General features: G+C 67.7%; 16 protein-coding genes and 3 tRNA genes. 10 read left to right on the forward strand and 9 right to left on the reverse strand.

Annotated features, from left to right (window positions below):
* Nucleotides 1-3: 3 nt before the first annotated feature.
* The 4 genes from folP to hpt all read right to left on the reverse strand — a co-directional run bounded on the left by folP (nucleotide 4) and on the right by hpt (nucleotide 4,037).
* Complete coding sequence (gene folP, locus ACZZZQ_RS04435; RefSeq protein WP_463506985.1) at nucleotides 4-804, reverse strand: dihydropteroate synthase; 801 nt, start codon at nucleotides 802-804, stop codon at nucleotides 4-6.
* Nucleotides 801-1,400, reverse strand: a complete 600-nt coding sequence (gene folE / locus ACZZZQ_RS04440; RefSeq protein WP_053098727.1) for a GTP cyclohydrolase I — start codon at nucleotides 1,398-1,400, stop codon at nucleotides 801-803. The genes folP and folE overlap by 4 nt, the downstream gene beginning before the upstream one ends.
* Before the next feature lie 3 nt (nucleotides 1,401-1,403).
* Entirely contained in the window at nucleotides 1,404-3,404 is a 2,001-nt protein-coding gene (gene ftsH / locus ACZZZQ_RS04445; protein WP_056276765.1) for an ATP-dependent zinc metalloprotease FtsH, read from the reverse strand.
* Between the two features lie 81 nt (nucleotides 3,405-3,485).
* Nucleotides 3,486-4,037 (reverse strand): hypoxanthine phosphoribosyltransferase, encoded by a 552-nt coding sequence (gene hpt / locus ACZZZQ_RS04450; RefSeq protein ID WP_053098725.1) that lies wholly within the window; start codon nucleotides 4,035-4,037, stop codon nucleotides 3,486-3,488.
* A 137-nt stretch (nucleotides 4,038-4,174) separates the two neighbouring features.
* Here hpt and ACZZZQ_RS04455 point away from each other — a divergent pair, with 137 nt between their 5' ends.
* A complete protein-coding gene (locus ACZZZQ_RS04455) occupies nucleotides 4,175-4,762 on the forward strand; it encodes a DUF937 domain-containing protein (RefSeq protein ID WP_056276759.1) in 588 nt (195 codons plus the stop codon).
* 91 nt (nucleotides 4,763-4,853) lie between these two features.
* Here the strand turns inward: ACZZZQ_RS04455 and tilS are convergent, their stop codons facing one another.
* A complete protein-coding gene (gene tilS, locus ACZZZQ_RS04460; protein ID WP_463506986.1) occupies nucleotides 4,854-5,840 on the reverse strand; it encodes a tRNA lysidine(34) synthetase TilS in 987 nt (328 codons plus the stop codon).
* A gap of 77 nt (nucleotides 5,841-5,917) precedes the next feature.
* On the opposite strand from tilS, the gene ACZZZQ_RS04465 reads away from it, so the two are divergent.
* A complete protein-coding gene (locus tag ACZZZQ_RS04465) occupies nucleotides 5,918-6,574 on the forward strand; it encodes a TMEM175 family protein (protein ID WP_400340195.1) in 657 nt (218 codons plus the stop codon).
* Here the strand turns inward: ACZZZQ_RS04465 and ACZZZQ_RS04470 are convergent.
* Together ACZZZQ_RS04470 and ACZZZQ_RS04475 are read right to left on the reverse strand one after the other, a co-directional pair.
* Complete coding sequence (locus ACZZZQ_RS04470; protein ID WP_463506987.1) at nucleotides 6,541-7,338, reverse strand: 3-hydroxybutyrate dehydrogenase; 798 nt, start codon at nucleotides 7,336-7,338, stop codon at nucleotides 6,541-6,543. The two genes, ACZZZQ_RS04465 and ACZZZQ_RS04470, sit on opposite strands and share 34 nt — an antisense overlap.
* Nucleotides 7,335-8,714, reverse strand: coding sequence for an MFS transporter (locus ACZZZQ_RS04475; protein ID WP_463506988.1), 1,380 nt, complete (start codon nucleotides 8,712-8,714; stop codon nucleotides 7,335-7,337). The genes ACZZZQ_RS04470 and ACZZZQ_RS04475 overlap by 4 nt, the downstream gene beginning before the upstream one ends.
* Nucleotides 8,715-8,825: 111 nt before the next feature.
* On the opposite strand from ACZZZQ_RS04475, the gene ACZZZQ_RS04480 reads away from it, so the two are divergent.
* Both ACZZZQ_RS04480 and ACZZZQ_RS04485 read left to right on the forward strand, forming a co-directional pair.
* Entirely contained in the window at nucleotides 8,826-9,797 is a 972-nt protein-coding gene (locus ACZZZQ_RS04480) for a LysR family transcriptional regulator (RefSeq protein ID WP_463506989.1), read from the forward strand.
* A 68-nt stretch (nucleotides 9,798-9,865) separates the two neighbouring features.
* Complete coding sequence (locus tag ACZZZQ_RS04485; protein ID WP_053098719.1) at nucleotides 9,866-10,357, forward strand: inorganic diphosphatase; 492 nt, start codon at nucleotides 9,866-9,868, stop codon at nucleotides 10,355-10,357.
* 68 nt (nucleotides 10,358-10,425) lie between these two features.
* On the opposite strand, the gene ACZZZQ_RS04490 is transcribed toward ACZZZQ_RS04485, so the two are convergent.
* Nucleotides 10,426-11,793, reverse strand: a complete 1,368-nt coding sequence (locus tag ACZZZQ_RS04490; protein ID WP_463506990.1) for a M23 family metallopeptidase — start codon at nucleotides 11,791-11,793, stop codon at nucleotides 10,426-10,428.
* Between the two features lie 211 nt (nucleotides 11,794-12,004).
* Here ACZZZQ_RS04490 and ACZZZQ_RS04495 point away from each other — a divergent pair.
* From ACZZZQ_RS04495 to ACZZZQ_RS04515, 5 genes are all read left to right on the forward strand, one after another.
* A tRNA-Glu gene (locus ACZZZQ_RS04495) sits at nucleotides 12,005-12,077 on the forward strand.
* Nucleotides 12,078-12,106: 29 nt separating this feature from the next.
* A tRNA-Asp gene (locus tag ACZZZQ_RS04500) sits at nucleotides 12,107-12,180 on the forward strand.
* 70 nt (nucleotides 12,181-12,250) lie between these two features.
* Nucleotides 12,251-12,323 (forward strand) — tRNA-Phe (locus ACZZZQ_RS04505).
* Nucleotides 12,324-12,583: 260 nt separating this feature from the next.
* Entirely contained in the window at nucleotides 12,584-13,207 is a 624-nt protein-coding gene (locus tag ACZZZQ_RS04510; RefSeq protein WP_082297981.1) for a GntR family transcriptional regulator, read from the forward strand.
* A 317-nt stretch (nucleotides 13,208-13,524) separates the two neighbouring features.
* Entirely contained in the window at nucleotides 13,525-14,445 is a 921-nt protein-coding gene (locus ACZZZQ_RS04515; RefSeq protein ID WP_463506991.1) for an AEC family transporter, read from the forward strand.
* On the opposite strand, the gene ACZZZQ_RS04520 is transcribed toward ACZZZQ_RS04515, so the two are convergent.
* Nucleotides 14,426-15,160 (reverse strand): DUF2071 domain-containing protein, encoded by a 735-nt coding sequence (locus ACZZZQ_RS04520; RefSeq protein ID WP_463506992.1) that lies wholly within the window; start codon nucleotides 15,158-15,160, stop codon nucleotides 14,426-14,428. The genes ACZZZQ_RS04515 and ACZZZQ_RS04520 overlap by 20 nt on opposite strands.
* A gap of 69 nt (nucleotides 15,161-15,229) precedes the next feature.
* Between ACZZZQ_RS04520 and ACZZZQ_RS04525 the strand changes: the two genes are divergently transcribed.
* Nucleotides 15,230-15,733, forward strand: coding sequence for a hypothetical protein (locus ACZZZQ_RS04525; RefSeq protein WP_463506993.1), 504 nt, complete (start codon nucleotides 15,230-15,232; stop codon nucleotides 15,731-15,733).
* The last annotated feature ends 46 nt before the right edge of the window (nucleotides 15,734-15,779 follow it).

Genomic DNA, 15,779 nt, shown 5'->3' on the forward strand with positions numbered 1-15,779 from the left:
GGTTCATCCCTCCCAGGCATGCACGATGGCCAGAGCATCGCGGGTGGCACCGACATCGTGGACTCTGACGGCCCAGACTCCGGCGCGGGCGGCGAGGGCGCTCGTGACCGCTGTCGCGAGGTCGCGACGCGCCTCGGACACCGCCGCAGGGTCGGCGCCGATGGTCTCCGCGAGGAACCTCTTCCGGGAGGTGCCCACGAGCACGCGTGGCCCCAGCGCGACGATCTCGTCGAGGCCGCGGAGGACGCCCCAGTTCTGGCCGCCCTTCTTCGAGAATCCGATCCCCGGGTCGACGATCAGGCGCGACGGCGCGATGCCCGTAGCCGCGGCCTCGCCCATGCGCTCGCGCAGCTCTCCCGCGACCTCGCGGGCGGCACGACGATACTCGGCGTGCTCGTACATGTCAGCGGAGAAACCACGCCAGTGGCCGATCGCATAGTCCGCGCCGGACTCGGCGACGGCAGCCAGCATGTCGGGGTCGGCGAGCCCGCCGGAGACGTCGTTGACGATCCGAGCGCCCGCTCGGACGGCCGCCGCCGCAGTCGACGCGTTGATGGTGTCGATGCTCACAGGCGCGCCCTCAGCGACGAGTCGCTCGATCACGGGGAGCACGCGCTCCTGCTCGATCTCCGCCCCCACGCGCTCGGCTCCCGGCCTCGTCGACTCGCCGCCGACGTCGAGCACGGTGGCTCCCTCGGTCCGCAGCCGCAGGCCGTGTTCGACGGCCCGATCCACGTCGAGATACCGACCGCCGTCGCTGAACGAGTCGGGCGTGACGTTGACGATCCCCCAGATCCCCGTCATGCGTGCCCCGCGCTCGGGGCGCCGATCAGCGCGATGAGCTCCGCCCTCGCGATCGGGTCCGTGTACTCGCCGCGGGCGGCGATCGTCAGCGTGGATGCCTCCGGCTGCCGTCCTCCGCGCATCGTCACACAGCCGTGGCTGGCATCCAGCACGACGAGCACTCCGCGGGTGTCGAGGTGCTCCGCGATGGTGTCGGCGATCTGCTCGCCGAGTCGTTCCTGCACCTGGGGGCGGGTGGCGAGGATCTCGACGACGCGCACGAGCGCGCCCAGCCCGACCACCTGCTCGCCCGGAAGGTAGGCGATGTGCGCGCGCCCCGCGAACGGCAGCAGGTGGTGCTCGCACACCGACCGGAATCGGATGTCCCGCAGCAGCACGGCACCCGAGGGGAGCGTGTCGGGTGCGGGACCCCGGGCGACGCTGATCGTGTGCGCGAGAGGCGCTGCGGGGTCTTCGCCAACCCCGGCGAAGAACTCCGCATACAGATCGCCCATCCGCGTCGGCGTCTGCTTCAGCCCGGGACGGTCAGGGTCTTCGCCGATCGCCTCGAGCAGTTCCCTGGTGAGTCGCTCGACACGCGCGCGGTCGACAGACACGGGTCAGGCCGTCGCTGGTCGAGCCTGACCGGCTCCCGCCGATCCTGGCTGTGTGCGCGGAGCCGACGCCGGCGCCTGGATCGAAGCAGCCAGCGAGACGTCCTTCTTCGGGACCTCGATCGGGGGACGCTCCGAGACGGGGCGGTCTTCGCTAGAGAGCCACAGCGGACGTTCGGGGAGCTTCTTCACCTCGGTGAAGATCTCGGCGATCTGATTGTGGTCCAGCGTCTCCTCCTCGAGGAGGGCCAGAGCGAGCCTGTCGAGGATGTCGCGGTTGGCGCTGATGACCTCGTACGCCTCGTTGTGCGCCTGCTCGATGAGTGCGCGCACCTCGGCATCCACCCGCTCCGCGACCTTCTCGGAGTACTCGCGGCCGCGGCCCATGTCGCGCGCGACGAACATGTCGCCACCCTCGGAACCGAGCTTGACCGGACCCACCTGGGTGGTCATGCCGTACTCGATGACCATCTTGCGGGCGATCGAGGTCGCCTTCTCGATGTCGTTCGAGGCACCGGTGGTCGGGTCGTGGAAGATGATCTCCTCGGCGACGCGGCCACCCATCGCGTACGTGAGCTGATCCTGCAGCTCGTTGCGCGTGACGGAGTACTTGTCGTCGAGCGGCAGCACCATCGTGTAGCCGAGGGCCTTGCCGCGAGGCAGGATCGTGATCTTCGTCACAGGGTCGGTGTAGTTCATCGCCGCAGCTGCGAGAGCGTGACCGCCCTCGTGATACGCGGTGATGAGCTTCTCCTTGTCCTTCATCACGCGGGTGCGACGCTGAGGGCCGGCGATCACACGGTCGATGGCCTCGTCGAGCGCACGGTTGTCGACCAGCTGCGCATTCGAGCGGGCGGTCAGCAGCGCGGCCTCATTGAGGACGTTCGCGAGATCGGCACCCGTGAATCCGGGAGTCTTGCGGGCGACGACCTCGAGGTCGACGCTCTTCGACAGCGGCTTGCCCTTGCTGTGCACCTCGAGGATCTTCTGGCGGCCGCGGAGGTCAGGGGCGTCGACGCCGATCTGGCGGTCGAAGCGGCCCGGACGCAGCAGTGCGGGGTCGAGGATGTCGGGACGGTTCGTCGCGGCGATCACGATGACGTTCGCGTTCGGGTCGAAGCCGTCCATCTCGACGAGCATCTGGTTGAGCGTCTGCTCGCGCTCGTCGTTTCCGCCGCCCATGCCGGCACCGCGGTGACGACCGACGGCGTCGATCTCATCGATGAAGATGATGGCGGGAGAATTCTCCTTCGCCACGTTGAACAGGTCGCGCACTCGGGATGCGCCGACACCGACGAACATCTCGACGAAGTCGGAACCCGAGATCGAGTAGAACGGGGCTCCCGCCTCGCCGGCGACCGCGCGGGCGAGCAGCGTCTTTCCGGTTCCGGGAGGGCCGTACAGCAGCACGCCCTTCGGGATGCGGGCGCCGATGGCCTGGAACTTGGCCGGGTCCTGCAGGAACTCCTTGATCTCGTGGAGCTCCTCGATCGCCTCGTCCGCACCGGCGACGTCGGCGAAGGTGACGGTCGGGGTCTCCTTGTTGACGAGCTTGGCCTTGGACTTGCCGAACTGCATGACCTTGCCGCCGCCGCCCTGCATCGACGACAGGAGCCACCAGAACAGCAGGCCGAGCAGCACGAGAGGAAGAAGAAGGGAGAGGATGCCGTCGAACCAGGTCGCACGCGGAACGGCATCGTTGAAGCCGTCCTTCGGGTCGGCGTCGTTGATCGCCGTGACCACTTCTTCGGCCCGGGCGTCGACGTAGTAGAACTGCACCTTGTCCGCGCCCTCGAAGGCCTTGGACAGGGTCATGTCGACCCGCTGGTCGCCGTCGGTGTTGACGACCTCGGTCACCGTCTTGCCGCCGAGCAGCTCGAGACCCTCCTGGGTAGTGATCTGCTTGGGGGCGCCGAGGTTCGAGATCAGCAGGAAGCCGCCGAACAGCAGCAGTCCGATCAGAGCGACGTAGATCAGCGGGTTCCGCGTGAGCTTCTTGACATCCATGGTCGGATCAGCGTATCGCGCGCGCCCTAGGTGGCCGCTGTGCGTTCACCCACGGCGTAGCGGGTGCGCCGGAGCGTCCGCTCAGCTGTAGACGTGCGGGGCCAGCACGGCCACATCGCGCAGGTTGCGGTAGCGCTCGTCGTAGTCGAGGCCGTAGCCGACCACGAAGTCGGTCGGGATGTCGAAGCCGACGTACTTGCAGTCGATGACCACCTTCGCGGCCTCGGGCTTGCGGAGGAGGGCGAGCACCTCGATGGACTCCGCACCGCGCGACTCGAAGTTCTCGAGCAGCCAGCTGAGCGTCAGACCCGAGTCGATGATGTCCTCGACGATCAGCACGTGCTTGCCGTTCAGGTCGGTGTCGAGGTCCTTGCGGATCTGCACGACACCACTCGACTTGGTGCTCGCACCGTAGCTCGAGACGGCCATCCAGTCCATCGGAGCGTGGAACGGAAGTGCGCGGGCGAAGTCGGCCATGACCATGACCGCGCCCTTGAGCACGCCGACGAGGATGATCTCCTTGCCCTCGTAATCGATCGCCACCTGGGCCGCGAGCTCATCGAGCTTCGCGATGATCTCCTCCTCTGTGACGAGGATCTGAGCAAGGTCGTCCTGGATCTCCGCGGCGCGCATGGATCGATTTTAGGCGACGCATCACCATGGTCCTGCACAGCATCCGCAGATCGTCGACCAGAATTCCGGAAGCGCGCCGGCATCCCCACTACTCTGACGGTGTGACGGGCGGACGCCCCGGACGGAAGGATTCACCCATGGCTCTCGACGACATCCTGAAGCAGGTCCCGATCGACGACATCGCCGCGAAGCTCGGAGTCTCCCCCGACGTCGCCAAGGAGGCGGTCGAACAGGGCGGAGCGGTGCTGCTCGGCGGCCTCGCCAAGAACGCCTCGACCGCTGAGGGCTCCTCCGCGATCGAGAACGCGCTCAAGCGCCACGAGGGACGGACCGGTGCGGCGAAGGTCGACGACATCGATCAGACCGACGGCGGCAAGATCGTCTCGCACATCCTCGGCGACGACGAGCAGAAGGTCACCCAGAAGCTCACCGAATCGAAGGAGACCGCCGGCATCGACTTCGGCAAGCTCCTTCCGATCCTCGCTCCGATCGTGATGGGCCTGATCGCCAACGCCACCAAGGACAAGTCCGCGAAGTCCGCGCCTGCAGAGTCGCAGTCGGGCGGCGGCGGAATCGGTGACGTCATCGGCGGCATCCTCGGCGGCGGCTCCACGGGCGGCGGCGGAATCGGAGACATCCTCGGCGGCATCCTCGGCGGCGGAAGCTCGTCGGGCGGCGGCGGAATCGGAGACATCCTCGGCGGCCTGCTGGGCGGAAAGAAGTAGCCCCGCCAGCCTGCTGGACGACACCCCTGCGGTCCCCTCCTGGGGGGGACCGCGGGGGTTCTCCGTCTCTGCGAGGGTGGGATGCCGCGGCTCAGCGCGCGGTGAACACGATGCGACCGCCCGCTCGAGCCGCCGAGCACCCCGGCAGATCGATGGGCCCCTGACCCGACCAGTCGATCGCCAGACGAGCGACCTCGAGGGTCTGCGATCGGGTCAGGCTCACGCCGAACTCGCTGTCGACCACGAGTCGGATGATGCGGTTGCGGAGAGCGGCGGGGTTCGCGGCGAGCGCGGCGACGCTCACGGAGATCCCCGCCTCGGCGTGCTCGACGATGTCCTCGATCGTCTCGTGGATCATCTCGTCGAACGCCTCGGCGTCTTCGCGCAGCTGCTCGGCGGTGCGCGCGAGCGCCTCGGCGATGCCGGGGCCGAGCTCGGTCTCGAGCACGGGAAGGACCCGGTCGCGCACCCGCACCCGGGCGAACCGATCCTCTGTGTTGTGCGGGTCGTCCCAGACCTCGAGATCGGATTCCGCGCAGAACGCTCGCGTGGTCTCGCGCCGCACCCCGAGCATCGGGCGCACCCAGCGCAGTCCGTCATCGTCCTCTCGCACGGGAGCCATCCCCTGCAGGCTCGCGGCGCCGGATCCGCGTGCGAGACCGAGCAGCACCGTCTCGGCCTGGTCGTCGAGCGTATGCCCGAGGATCACGGCCGCCGCACCCGCATCCGTCGCGGCGTCCTTCAGCACCCGGTGCCGCGCGTCTCGCGCCGCTGCCTCAGGGCCTCCGTCAGCGCCGACCTCCACGCGCACGACCAGCGCGTCGAGCCCCAGCGCGGCCGCCGCTCTCGCAGCGCGCGCGGCGACGGCATCCGACCCGTTCTGCAGCCCATGGTCGACGGTGAGCGTGCCCACCCGAAGCCCGAGCTTGGGCGCCTCGAAAGCGGTCGCCGCGGCGAGCGCGAGGGAGTCCGCTCCCCCGGAGAGAGCGACGACGACTGTCGACCCCTCGGGCAGATCGGCGAGCGCGGTGCGCACGGCGAGGCGGATCTCGGCGATGACGGGAGAGAGCGACGGCACAGACCAACGGTAGATCACGGGGACGGATCACCGCACAGCGCTCGCGCTCGACGGGCATCGCGCTCTAGCCTGGCGCCGTGACGGATCACGTGCTGCGGTTCAGGACCGAACGATTCAAGGCGTTCGTCGACGCGGTCGTCGCCATCGCGATGACGCTGCTGATCCTGCCGCTGATGGAGTCCGTGTCCGAGGCCGCCGCCGGAGGTCTGGGCACCGCCGAGTTCTTGCAGGAGCATGCAGGACAGCTGCTGAGCTTCGGGCTGAGCTTCGTCCTCATCGCCAATTTCTGGATGGGGCACCACCGACAGTACGACGAGGTCACGCGGATCACGAGCCCGCTTCTCTGGCTCAACGTGGCCTGGATGGCGACGATCGTCTGGCTGCCGGTGCCTACGGCGATGCTCGGTCAGATGGACACCGACCCACTGCAAGTGGTCCTCTACATCGGCACGCTCATCGCCACGCAGATCACCACGCTCGGCGCGCGCATCTATCTGCTGCGGCACCCTGACCTGACGAAGACGCCGCCCTCCCGCATCCGTCACGGTGCCGCCGCCGACATCGCCTCGATCCTGCTCTCGGCGGTGGCGATGCTGCTGGCGATCAGCCTCGGAGGGGTGGGGTACCTCGCCCTGCTGCTGCTCTGGCTCACCGGACCTCTGTCATCGCTCCTGGATCGGCTCTGGACGCGGATCGTTCCTCATCGCGCCGACCAGCCGCCGTCCATCGCATAGCTCGCCCCGGTGACCATCGACGCCTCGTCGCTCGCCAGCCAGGCGACCAGCGATGCCACCTCGTCGGGCTCGATCAGGCGCTTGATCGCGCTTTCGGTCAGCATGATCTTCGCCAGCACCTCGACTTCAGGGATGCCGTGCACACGCGCCTGGTCGGACAGCTGCTTCTCGACCAGCGCCGTGCGCACGTAGCCGGGGTTGACGCAGTTGCTGGTGACGCCGTGCTCCCCTCCTTCGAGCGCGGTGGCCTTCGACAGTCCCTCCAGCCCGTGCTTGGCCGCGACGTAGGCGGACTTGTAGGGCGATGCGCGCAGTCCGTGCACCGATGAGACGTTCACGATGCGGCCGAACCCGTTCGCGTACATCTCCGGCAGAGCCGCGCGGATCAGCAGGAACGGAACCTCCAACATGAGGGTCACGATCCGTCGGAAGTCCTCGGGATCGAAATCCTGGATCGGGCTGATGTGCTGGATCCCGGCGTTGTTCACCAGGATGTCGACACCGGCCAGCACGTCGGCCAGCCGGTCGTCGGTGACGGCGGCCGGCTCCAGCAGATCGACCACCCAGCTCGAGCCTCCGACGTCGGCCGCGGCGGCCTCGCACTGCGCGCGATCCTTGTCTGCGACCACGACGTGAGCGCCACGCGCGGCCAATGCTCGCACGACCGCCAGGCCGATCCCGCTGGCGCCTCCCGTCACCAGGGCTCGGCGGCCGCTCAGCGACAGACCGGCCGCACCCGGCCTCTCGATGCTTCGCTCGGTCATGCCGCGCTCACCCGCGGAGTGTTCAGCCCGTGCTTGCGTGCATCCGCGTCATCGATGTCGTGCAGGGACACCCCGCGGGTCTCCTTGAGGGTGACCACCGCGACCGCGGTGACGGCGCAAGCTGCCGCGACGTAGATCGCCACCGGCAGCCACGAGCCGAAGTCCTGCAGCAGGGCCGTGGCGATGATCGGCGCGAGCGAGCCCGCGACGATCGAGGTGACCTGGTACCCCAGGGAGACGCCGGAATAGCGCATGCGGGTCGGGAACATCTCGGCCATGATCGCCGGCTGCCCCGCATACATGAGCGCGTGGAAGCACAGACCGATCGTGACCGCCGCGATGATCACGAACGGGTTCTGGGTGTCGAACATCGGGAAGGCGAAGAACGCCCAGCTGGCTCCGAGCACCGCGCCGGCGAGGTAGACGGGCTTGCGTCCCCAGGCGTCCGAGAGCCGGCCGACCTGCGGGATCACGACGAAGTGGATGGCGTGCGCGACCAGAAGCGCCAGCAGCAGCTGACTCGTGTCGTAGGCGTGCACCGTCTTCAGGTACACGATCGTGAACGAGACGATGATGTAGTACAGGATGTTCTCCGCGAAGCGCAGGCCCATGGCTCCGAAGATGCCCCGCGGGTACTTGCGCACGACCTCGAGCACTCCGTAGCTCACGGCCTTGTCGGCCTCGACCTGTGCGCGGGCCTCGAAGAAGATGGGCGCCTCGCTGACGTGCCGGCGGATGTAATAGCCGATGACGACGACGATCGCCGAGACCCAGAACGCCACGCGCCATCCCCAGCTCAGGAACTGGTCGGCGGGAAGCGCCCAGGACATGCCGAGCAGCACCAGGGTCGCCAGCAGGTTGCCCACCGGGACGGCGGCCTGGGGCCAGCTCGACCAGAACGCGCGAGACCTGTCGGGGCTCTGCTCGGCGACCAGCAGCACGGCACCGCCCCATTCACCGCCGACGGCGAACCCCTGGATGAATCGCAGGAGCACGAGCAGCGCCGGCGCCCAGTAGCCGATCGAATCGAAGCCGGGCAGGCACCCCATCAGGAAGGTCGCGACCCCGACGAGGATGATGGTGATCTGCAGGGTGTGCTTGCGGCCGAGCTTGTCGCCGATCTGGCCGAACACGATGCCGCCGAGCGGTCGGGCGATGAATCCGACCGCGTAGGTCAGGAATGCGGCGATGATGCCGTCGAGCTCGGTGCCGGCGTTGGGGAAGAAGAAGGTGCCGAACACGAGCGATGCGGCGGTGGCGTAGAGGAAGAACTCGTACCACTCCACCACCGTGCCCACCATCGAGGCGGCCACGATCTTCTTCAGCCCGGATGTTCGGGTCTCGACCTGCGAGTCGACCGGTTGCTCGACGCCCATGAATGCACTCCTTCGTGTTCTGCAGCGTCCTCGTCGACGGCTGCCTGGCGGGCCGGTATCCCGTCTGCGGGCGGCCTCCGCCAGTATGTGCATGCCCGGCTCTGTGCGCCAATGACCAGTAGAGCAGAGACGGAGTGCACAATTGCAGATGTGACATCTTCCCCGAGTACCTCCGAGCCGCACGCCGACGATCTCCTCATCCTTCTCGCCGTGTCGCGCACCGGTCGCTTCACGACTGCCGGCCAGAGCCTGGGGCTGAATCACACGACAGTCTCGCGACGCATCGCCGCATTGGAGAGAGTCCTCGGCGGGCGGGTCCTCGCCCGCAGCTCGGGAGGGTGGGAGTTGACAGACCTCGGGCGTCGGGCGGTGCGCGCTGCCGAGGACGTGGAGACGGCGGTGGCGACGATCCATGAAGGAGAAGCCGAGTCCGATCAGATAGCCGGGGTCGTGCGGATCTCCGCCACCGACGGGTTCAGTGCGTTCGTCATCGCGCCCGCGGTCGCGCAGCTGCGGCGAAAGTATCCGAGACTCAGCGTCGAGATCGTCAACGTCACCCGGCGGGCTCTGCAGTACCGTTCCGGGCTGGACTTGGAAGTGGTGGTCGGAGAACCGCAGGTGCACCGCGCCGAGGCCATCCGACTCGGCTTCTACACCTTGGGCATGTACGCGTCGCACGGGTACCTGGACGAGCACGGGACGCCCGGCGACTCCCATGAGCTGAGCAGGCATCCACTGGTCTACTTCGTCGATTCGATGCTCCAGGTCGACGATCTGGATGCTCCTCGACGACTCGTGCCGGGGATGCCGGATTCGCTCAGCTCGACCAACGTCTTCGTCCACGTCGAGGCCACGCGCGCCGGCGCGGGGATCGGCTTCCTTCCGTGCTTCCTGGCCGACGGCCACGCCGATCTGGTGCGGCTCCTCCCCGACGACTTCGCCGAGCGCCTGCCCTACTGGATGGTGCTGCGTCCGGACTCGCTGCGCCAGCCCGCGGTCGCCGCGGTGGCTGCCGCCATCCGCGACCGCACGGCGGCCGTCCAGGATGCACTGCTCGGCATCGCCCCGGCCGCCGAACGCTGACAGCACCCGTCGACGGCCCGGCTAGGCTAGTGCGCGGCATCCAACCGTCATTTCTGAGGAGCACACGCATGGGCGCACACGACGCCGTCATCGAGATCCCGCGCGGCAGCCGCGTGAAGTACGAGGTCGACCACGAGACCGGACGAGTGCACCTCGACCGCGTGCTCTACACGACCTTCGGGTACCCCGCCGACTACGGCTACTTCGACAACACCCTCGGCGAGGACGGCGACCCGCTCGACGTTCTCGTGCTCCTCGACCACGCCATCTACCCCGGCGTCGTCGTCGAGGTGCGCCCGGTCGCCGTGCTCAAGATGAGCGACGAGGCCGGCGGAGACGACAAGCTCGTCGCCGTGCTGTCGAAGGACCCCCGTTGGGCCCACATCCAGGACATCGGCGACGTCGCCGAGTACACCAAGAAGGAGATCGAGCACTTCTTCGAGCACTACAAGGACCTCGAGCCCAACAAGTGGGTCAAGGTCGACGCATGGGGCGACGCCGCAGAGGCGCAGCGCATCCTCGACGAGGCGATCGTCCGCTTCGGCGAGCAGGGTCACTGACCCCAGGCTCCGACGAGAAGACCCCCGGTTCCGCTCAGCGGCCGGGGGTCTTCTCGTTGTGGTCGTTCTCAGACCGAGACGCCGCGATCTGCGAGGAACGTGATCGGGTTGGTGTACCTCCCGTTGATGTACACCTCGAAGTGCAGGTGGCAGCCGACGGATGCTCCGGTGTTGCCCGCGTAGGCGATGACCTGACCGGAGTTGACCCATGACCCGCTGCGGACGGCGAAGCCGCCGTCCCTGATGTGGGCATAGCCGGAGGAGACTCCCCCACCGTGCTGGATGCGGATGTAGTTGCCGTAGTTGCCGCGCGGACCGGCGTAGTCGACGGTTCCGGACTGCGCCGCATAGATCGCCGCGCCGCACCCGTTCGCGAGGTCGACGCCGTAGTGGTAGCCGGAGCAGGCTGCGCAGGGCTTGGGCCGGGGGCCGAATCCGGCGCTCCGGTGTCCTCCGTGCGGTCGAACCCAGCCGCCGGAACCCGGCGAGCCGCCGACGCCTCCGCCGCCACCTCCTCCGCCGCCGTTGCCTGCGGCGGCTGCCGCGGCCTCGGCCGCTTCGCGACGCTTGCGCTCCTCCTCCGCGACGCGCACGCCCTCCTTGTACCCGGCCACGGTCGTCGCCGTGGCGTCTTTCAGGGCTGAGAGCTGTGCCTGCATCGTCGCGAGGTTCGCCGACTGCTCGTCGAGCGCAGCCTGAGCGGCGTCCGCAGCGGCCTGAGCCTCGATCATCTTCTGCTCGGCGATCTGCTGCAGGCGATCGCGCTCCGTGCGGGCGACGACAGCCTGATCGGTGAGCTGCTGGGCCGAGTTGCGGGCAGCGACCGCGTTGTCGTGCACGGTCTGGTTGTACTGATAGACCTTGTCCATCGTGCCGAGACGCGAGAGCAGCTGGTCGGCGTTGTCGGCCGAGCCGGCGAAGAACAGCTCGAGGGCGGTGTCGTCGCCGCCGTTGCGATACAGCTGCGCCGCGAGCTGGGCCGCCTTCTTCGTGGCGTCATCGGCGGCGACGGCCTGCTCATCGGCCTTCGACTGGAGCTCCTCCGCGACGGCGATGGCGTCGAAGTAGGCGAGCTGCGCGGCGTTGTACTCCTCGCCCGCGAGCACGGCCTTGGCCTGCGCATCCGCCACCCGCTGCTTGAGCGACTGGATGAGTCCCTCGATGCGCGTGACCTCCGCTGCCTTCGCGGACTCGTTGTTCATGGCGTTCTGCACGTCGTCCCAGCTGGGGTACGAGGCGGCGTACGCGGCGGTCACTCCTGAGGAGACGCCGAAGGCGCTGAGGGCGACGACGCTGAGCGCGCCGAACGTGAGGGCGCTGCGACGGGTGACCGAACGGTCCCTCCAGAACGCGCGGCTCTCCGCAGGGGTCGGCGCGCAGCCGCAGTCGTCGGACGCCGCCGCAGCAGCATCCGACGTGGAGTGATGGTCGTTCACACGGCCCCTTTCGCCGGTTTCACAGATGCCACACTAACAACTTCTTTCACATCCGCACCAGGGGGCGGACAGCGGGAGAGGGCACAGCGATGTGAGTCCATCGTCCTCCTGAACACGCCCGGGAGACAGCAGGCTCGCCCTCGATTCGCGTTTTGCTCAGATCTTCCCTTATGCTTGAGCGTCGGCAAGGAAGTCCTCCGGGACAGACTTCGGCCCCATCGTTTAGCGGCCTAGGACGCCGCCCTTTCACGGCGGTAGCACGGGTTCGAATCCCGTTGGGGTCACTCCTTCCGGTACAATTGAAAACAAGTATGGCCCTGTAGCGCAGTTGGTTAGCGTGCCGCCCTGTCACGGCGGAGGTCGCGGGTTCAAGTCCCGTCAGGGTCGCTCTAAGCGACGGGCCCTTTTCTTCGAGAAGGGCCTTTCGTCTAGATGCGACAGGTCTAGCCGGTCGCATGGCTCTGTAGCTCAGTTGGTAGAGCGCACGACTGAAAATCGTGAGGTCACGGGATCGACGCCCGTCGGAGCCACAGGGTGATCATTACAGTCACCTTAGGAACCCTCGCCTAGCTTCTACATGGCGGGGGTTTCCGCTTTTCCGGTGAGAGTCGGTGTCTGCTCCGCTCCCCTGGGCTGCTGGTTCTGTGCCTGTCGTCACGCGCTCCAGCCACGAGACGACACGTCTCAGGACGACCGTCTCGATGCGTCGAGCAGGTGCACGGGCCGCAGGTCAAACACGCATTCGCTCGGCGGACAGCCCCGCCATACCTATGCGTCGTAATATACCGATATGGGACCTGAACTGCCCGTTGTGCCTGGGGCGCAGCGGAACCTCGGAGCTGAAGAGCTCTTTCGTCGACTCGCGACGTCGATCGCCGACGGCACCTACGCGCCGGGCGCGAAACTGAGCGACAAGGCGATCGCAGACGATCTGGGAGTCACCCGCACCCCCGTCCGAGAGGCCGTGCAGCGACTGGCGCGCGCCGGGCTGATGGAGGTCCACGCGAACCGCTACTCGATGGTCACCGACATCACCGACGAGCGGTCCCGCATCACCCGCGAGTTCGCCGCCTCTCAGGGCGGGGAGATCATCCGTGAGGCCGCGCTTGCGCTGTCCGAGGCGGATCTCGCCATCGCGTGCGAACTGATCGCCGACGCCATCCGGTCCGTCGAAACGGGCGAGGGATGGATCGAAGCCCATGTGGAGCTCTTCGAGTTCCTCACCGACCGCGCGCTCAACGATCTCTATCGACTCATGCTGAGCGACTTCTGGTATCTCGTGTTCCGCGACCTCTACCTCGGCGAGCCCCGGGTGGACACGAAGGAATCGCTCGAGGAGCTCGAGTCCGCGATGCGCGCCCGCAGCGCGAACGCCGGCGTGAAGGCCGTGCAGAGGATGCTCCGCCTGAAGTAGAGGCCACTCCCGAGGGAGTTGGTTCCGGTCCCCCGCGCCCGAACGGGGGGACCGGAGCAGTCGATGAGAAGGTCCGCAAGCGCACCCACCCCCATGTGGGCGCTCAAGACCGAGAGAACTCGAGGGCACCGTCTGGTTCGACCGACGGAGAGCGGCAGATGCTGCTCGTCGTGTTCTCAGCGTATGGCCGCACCCCGTCTTGACGCTGATCGGAGCTCATCCATTGACGCGGGCCCACTCCGACTGCTACGGCGGACTCCCGCGCGCGGACCGTGCCGGTGGCGACGACGTGCGTCCGGGCTGGATACGCTCGAACCATGCTCGAGACGCTCACCGGATTCGCCGTCGTGGGAGTCGCGATCGCACTCGGCTATCTGCTCGGCCGGATCGACCTGCTCGGACCGCACGCCCGGCACGTGCTCGGGCGTCTGATCTTCTTCGTGCTGTCGCCGTTCCTGCTCTTCACCGTGCTCGCCCACGCCGATGCGAAGATGCTCTTCTCCTCGCTGCTCCCCGTGTCGGCGATCGCGGCCGTCGCGATCATCGGGATCTACACCCTCATCGCGCGGCTCTGGTGGAAGCGTCCGGTCGGAGAGACCCTGATCGGAGCGCTGTCGGCGGGGCAGGTCAACTCGAACAACATCGGCATCCCGTTGTCGCTCTACCTTCTCGGCAGCGCCGCGTACCCCGCACCGGTGGTGCTGATGCAGCTGCTGGTGTTCACCCCGATCTCGCTGACGATCCTCGACGCCGTCACGAGCGATCGCGTATCGCTGCGAAAGACGCTCGTGCGCACGGCGACGAATCCCATCATCATCGCGTCGCTCCTCGGCACGCTCATCTCGGTGCTGGGCCTCACAGTGCCGCCCCTCATCATGGAGCCGGCTCAGCTGATCGCCGATGCCGCCGTGCCGGTTCTGCTGATCAGCTACGGCATCTCCCTGCACGGCCAGCGCGTGCTCGGCGCCCCCGGCCACCGGCGGGACATCATCCTCGCCACCTCGCTCAAGCTCATCGCGATGCCGCTGATCGCGTGGGTGGTGGCCGAGTTCGTCTTCGCGCTCTCGCCGGCCGAGGTGCTGATCGTCGTGATCCTCGCCGCGCTCCCGACCGCACAGAACGTCTTCAACTACTCGCAGCGCTACGACATCGGCGAGACGATCTCGCGCGACACCGTATTCCTGACCACTCTCGGCTGCCTGCCCGTGCTGATCCTCATCATGTTCCTGCTGGGCTGAGCACCGCGTCGATCTGGGACTCGCGCACGTCCGACAGCGTCAGCGGAAGATCGCGCATCACGACGACACTGTCGAACACCGCTGAGCCGGCGGGAAGAGCGTCGAAGAACGACGAGCTCACGCTGTGCAGGTGTGCGTTCTCGACCCTCCACGCGTCGGTGCTGAGCGCGACCGATTCGACGCCGCGCCCTCCCCGCGCCGCCGACCAGCCGAGCCGACCGGCGCGATAGAAGTCCGAGGCCTCGTCGATCGAGGCGAAGAGAGAGCTCGACCATGCGCCTCCCACCTCGACATCCGCGCAGAGACTGTGCTCGCCGGCATCCATCGTGACCGCGTAGCGATCATCCCCCTCCTCGATCTCGAACCTCGCTCGGCGATGCACCCCCGGGAACAACCGTCCGCCGAAGATGACCGGATGCCACGCCGAGCTGTGCCGACCGACGATGAAGACGCCTTTCTGCACGCCATCCGCGGTGTCCCACTCGACGGCGACCCGGTGGGCGGCGTTCTCGGAGCGCAGACCCCACCGGCGCCGCGCCCAGCTCGGTCGGATCGACTCCAGCCCCAGCACGCACACGCCGGCCACCGCAGACCCGTCGACGATCTGCGGGCGGAATCCCGTGGGCAGCAAGGAGGCGGCGACCTCCGGATCCACCCGATAGGTGATCAGGAGTCGCCGACGGAGCTGAGCACGGACACGGCGGATGATCGTCATGCTCCGAATGTAGCACTGGAGCTAAATTCCTCCAAGGCCTCGGGGACGAGGTGCACGTAGGTTGTATCCGTGGACAATCCGCTCATCTACATCGCCGCGATCGGCGGGATCATCGTGCTCGCGATCCTCCTGCCCCGCTGGGTCCGTCGCTCCACCGGCGCCGCCGGCGGCAGAGCAGGGCAGCGTCACGTGGCCGACCGCCTCACCGGGATACTCGAAGAACTGGGCACGACGCTGGTGCTGCAGACGTCTGAGGCCACGGCGAGGGAGATCGTCGACGGGGTCGTGCGTCAGCAGCCACGCAAGTTCACCCCGCTCGCGAGCGGAGGCTACGGCATCCGATTCGTCGCACCGGATGACGCGATCGTGCGGGTGGTCGACGATGAGAACGGGACCCGTCTGCAGGTGGAGAGGATCCGCGAGCATCTGGGCGTTCCCAACACTTCCGAGTTCTGGTCAGACCTGCGCTCCGCCGTCTCCGCCGCAGCACGCGCTGAGGGCGTCCAGGTCTCACCCGGGCCGCCCTTGCGGCACCGGCGCGACGATGCGACCGAGTCGTGGATCGCGGAGTAGAGAAGCCCGGCGCGTACCGGAACATCGGGTGCATCCCACAGCCGTC

Source organism: Microbacterium sp. AC132 (assembly GCF_979258525.1).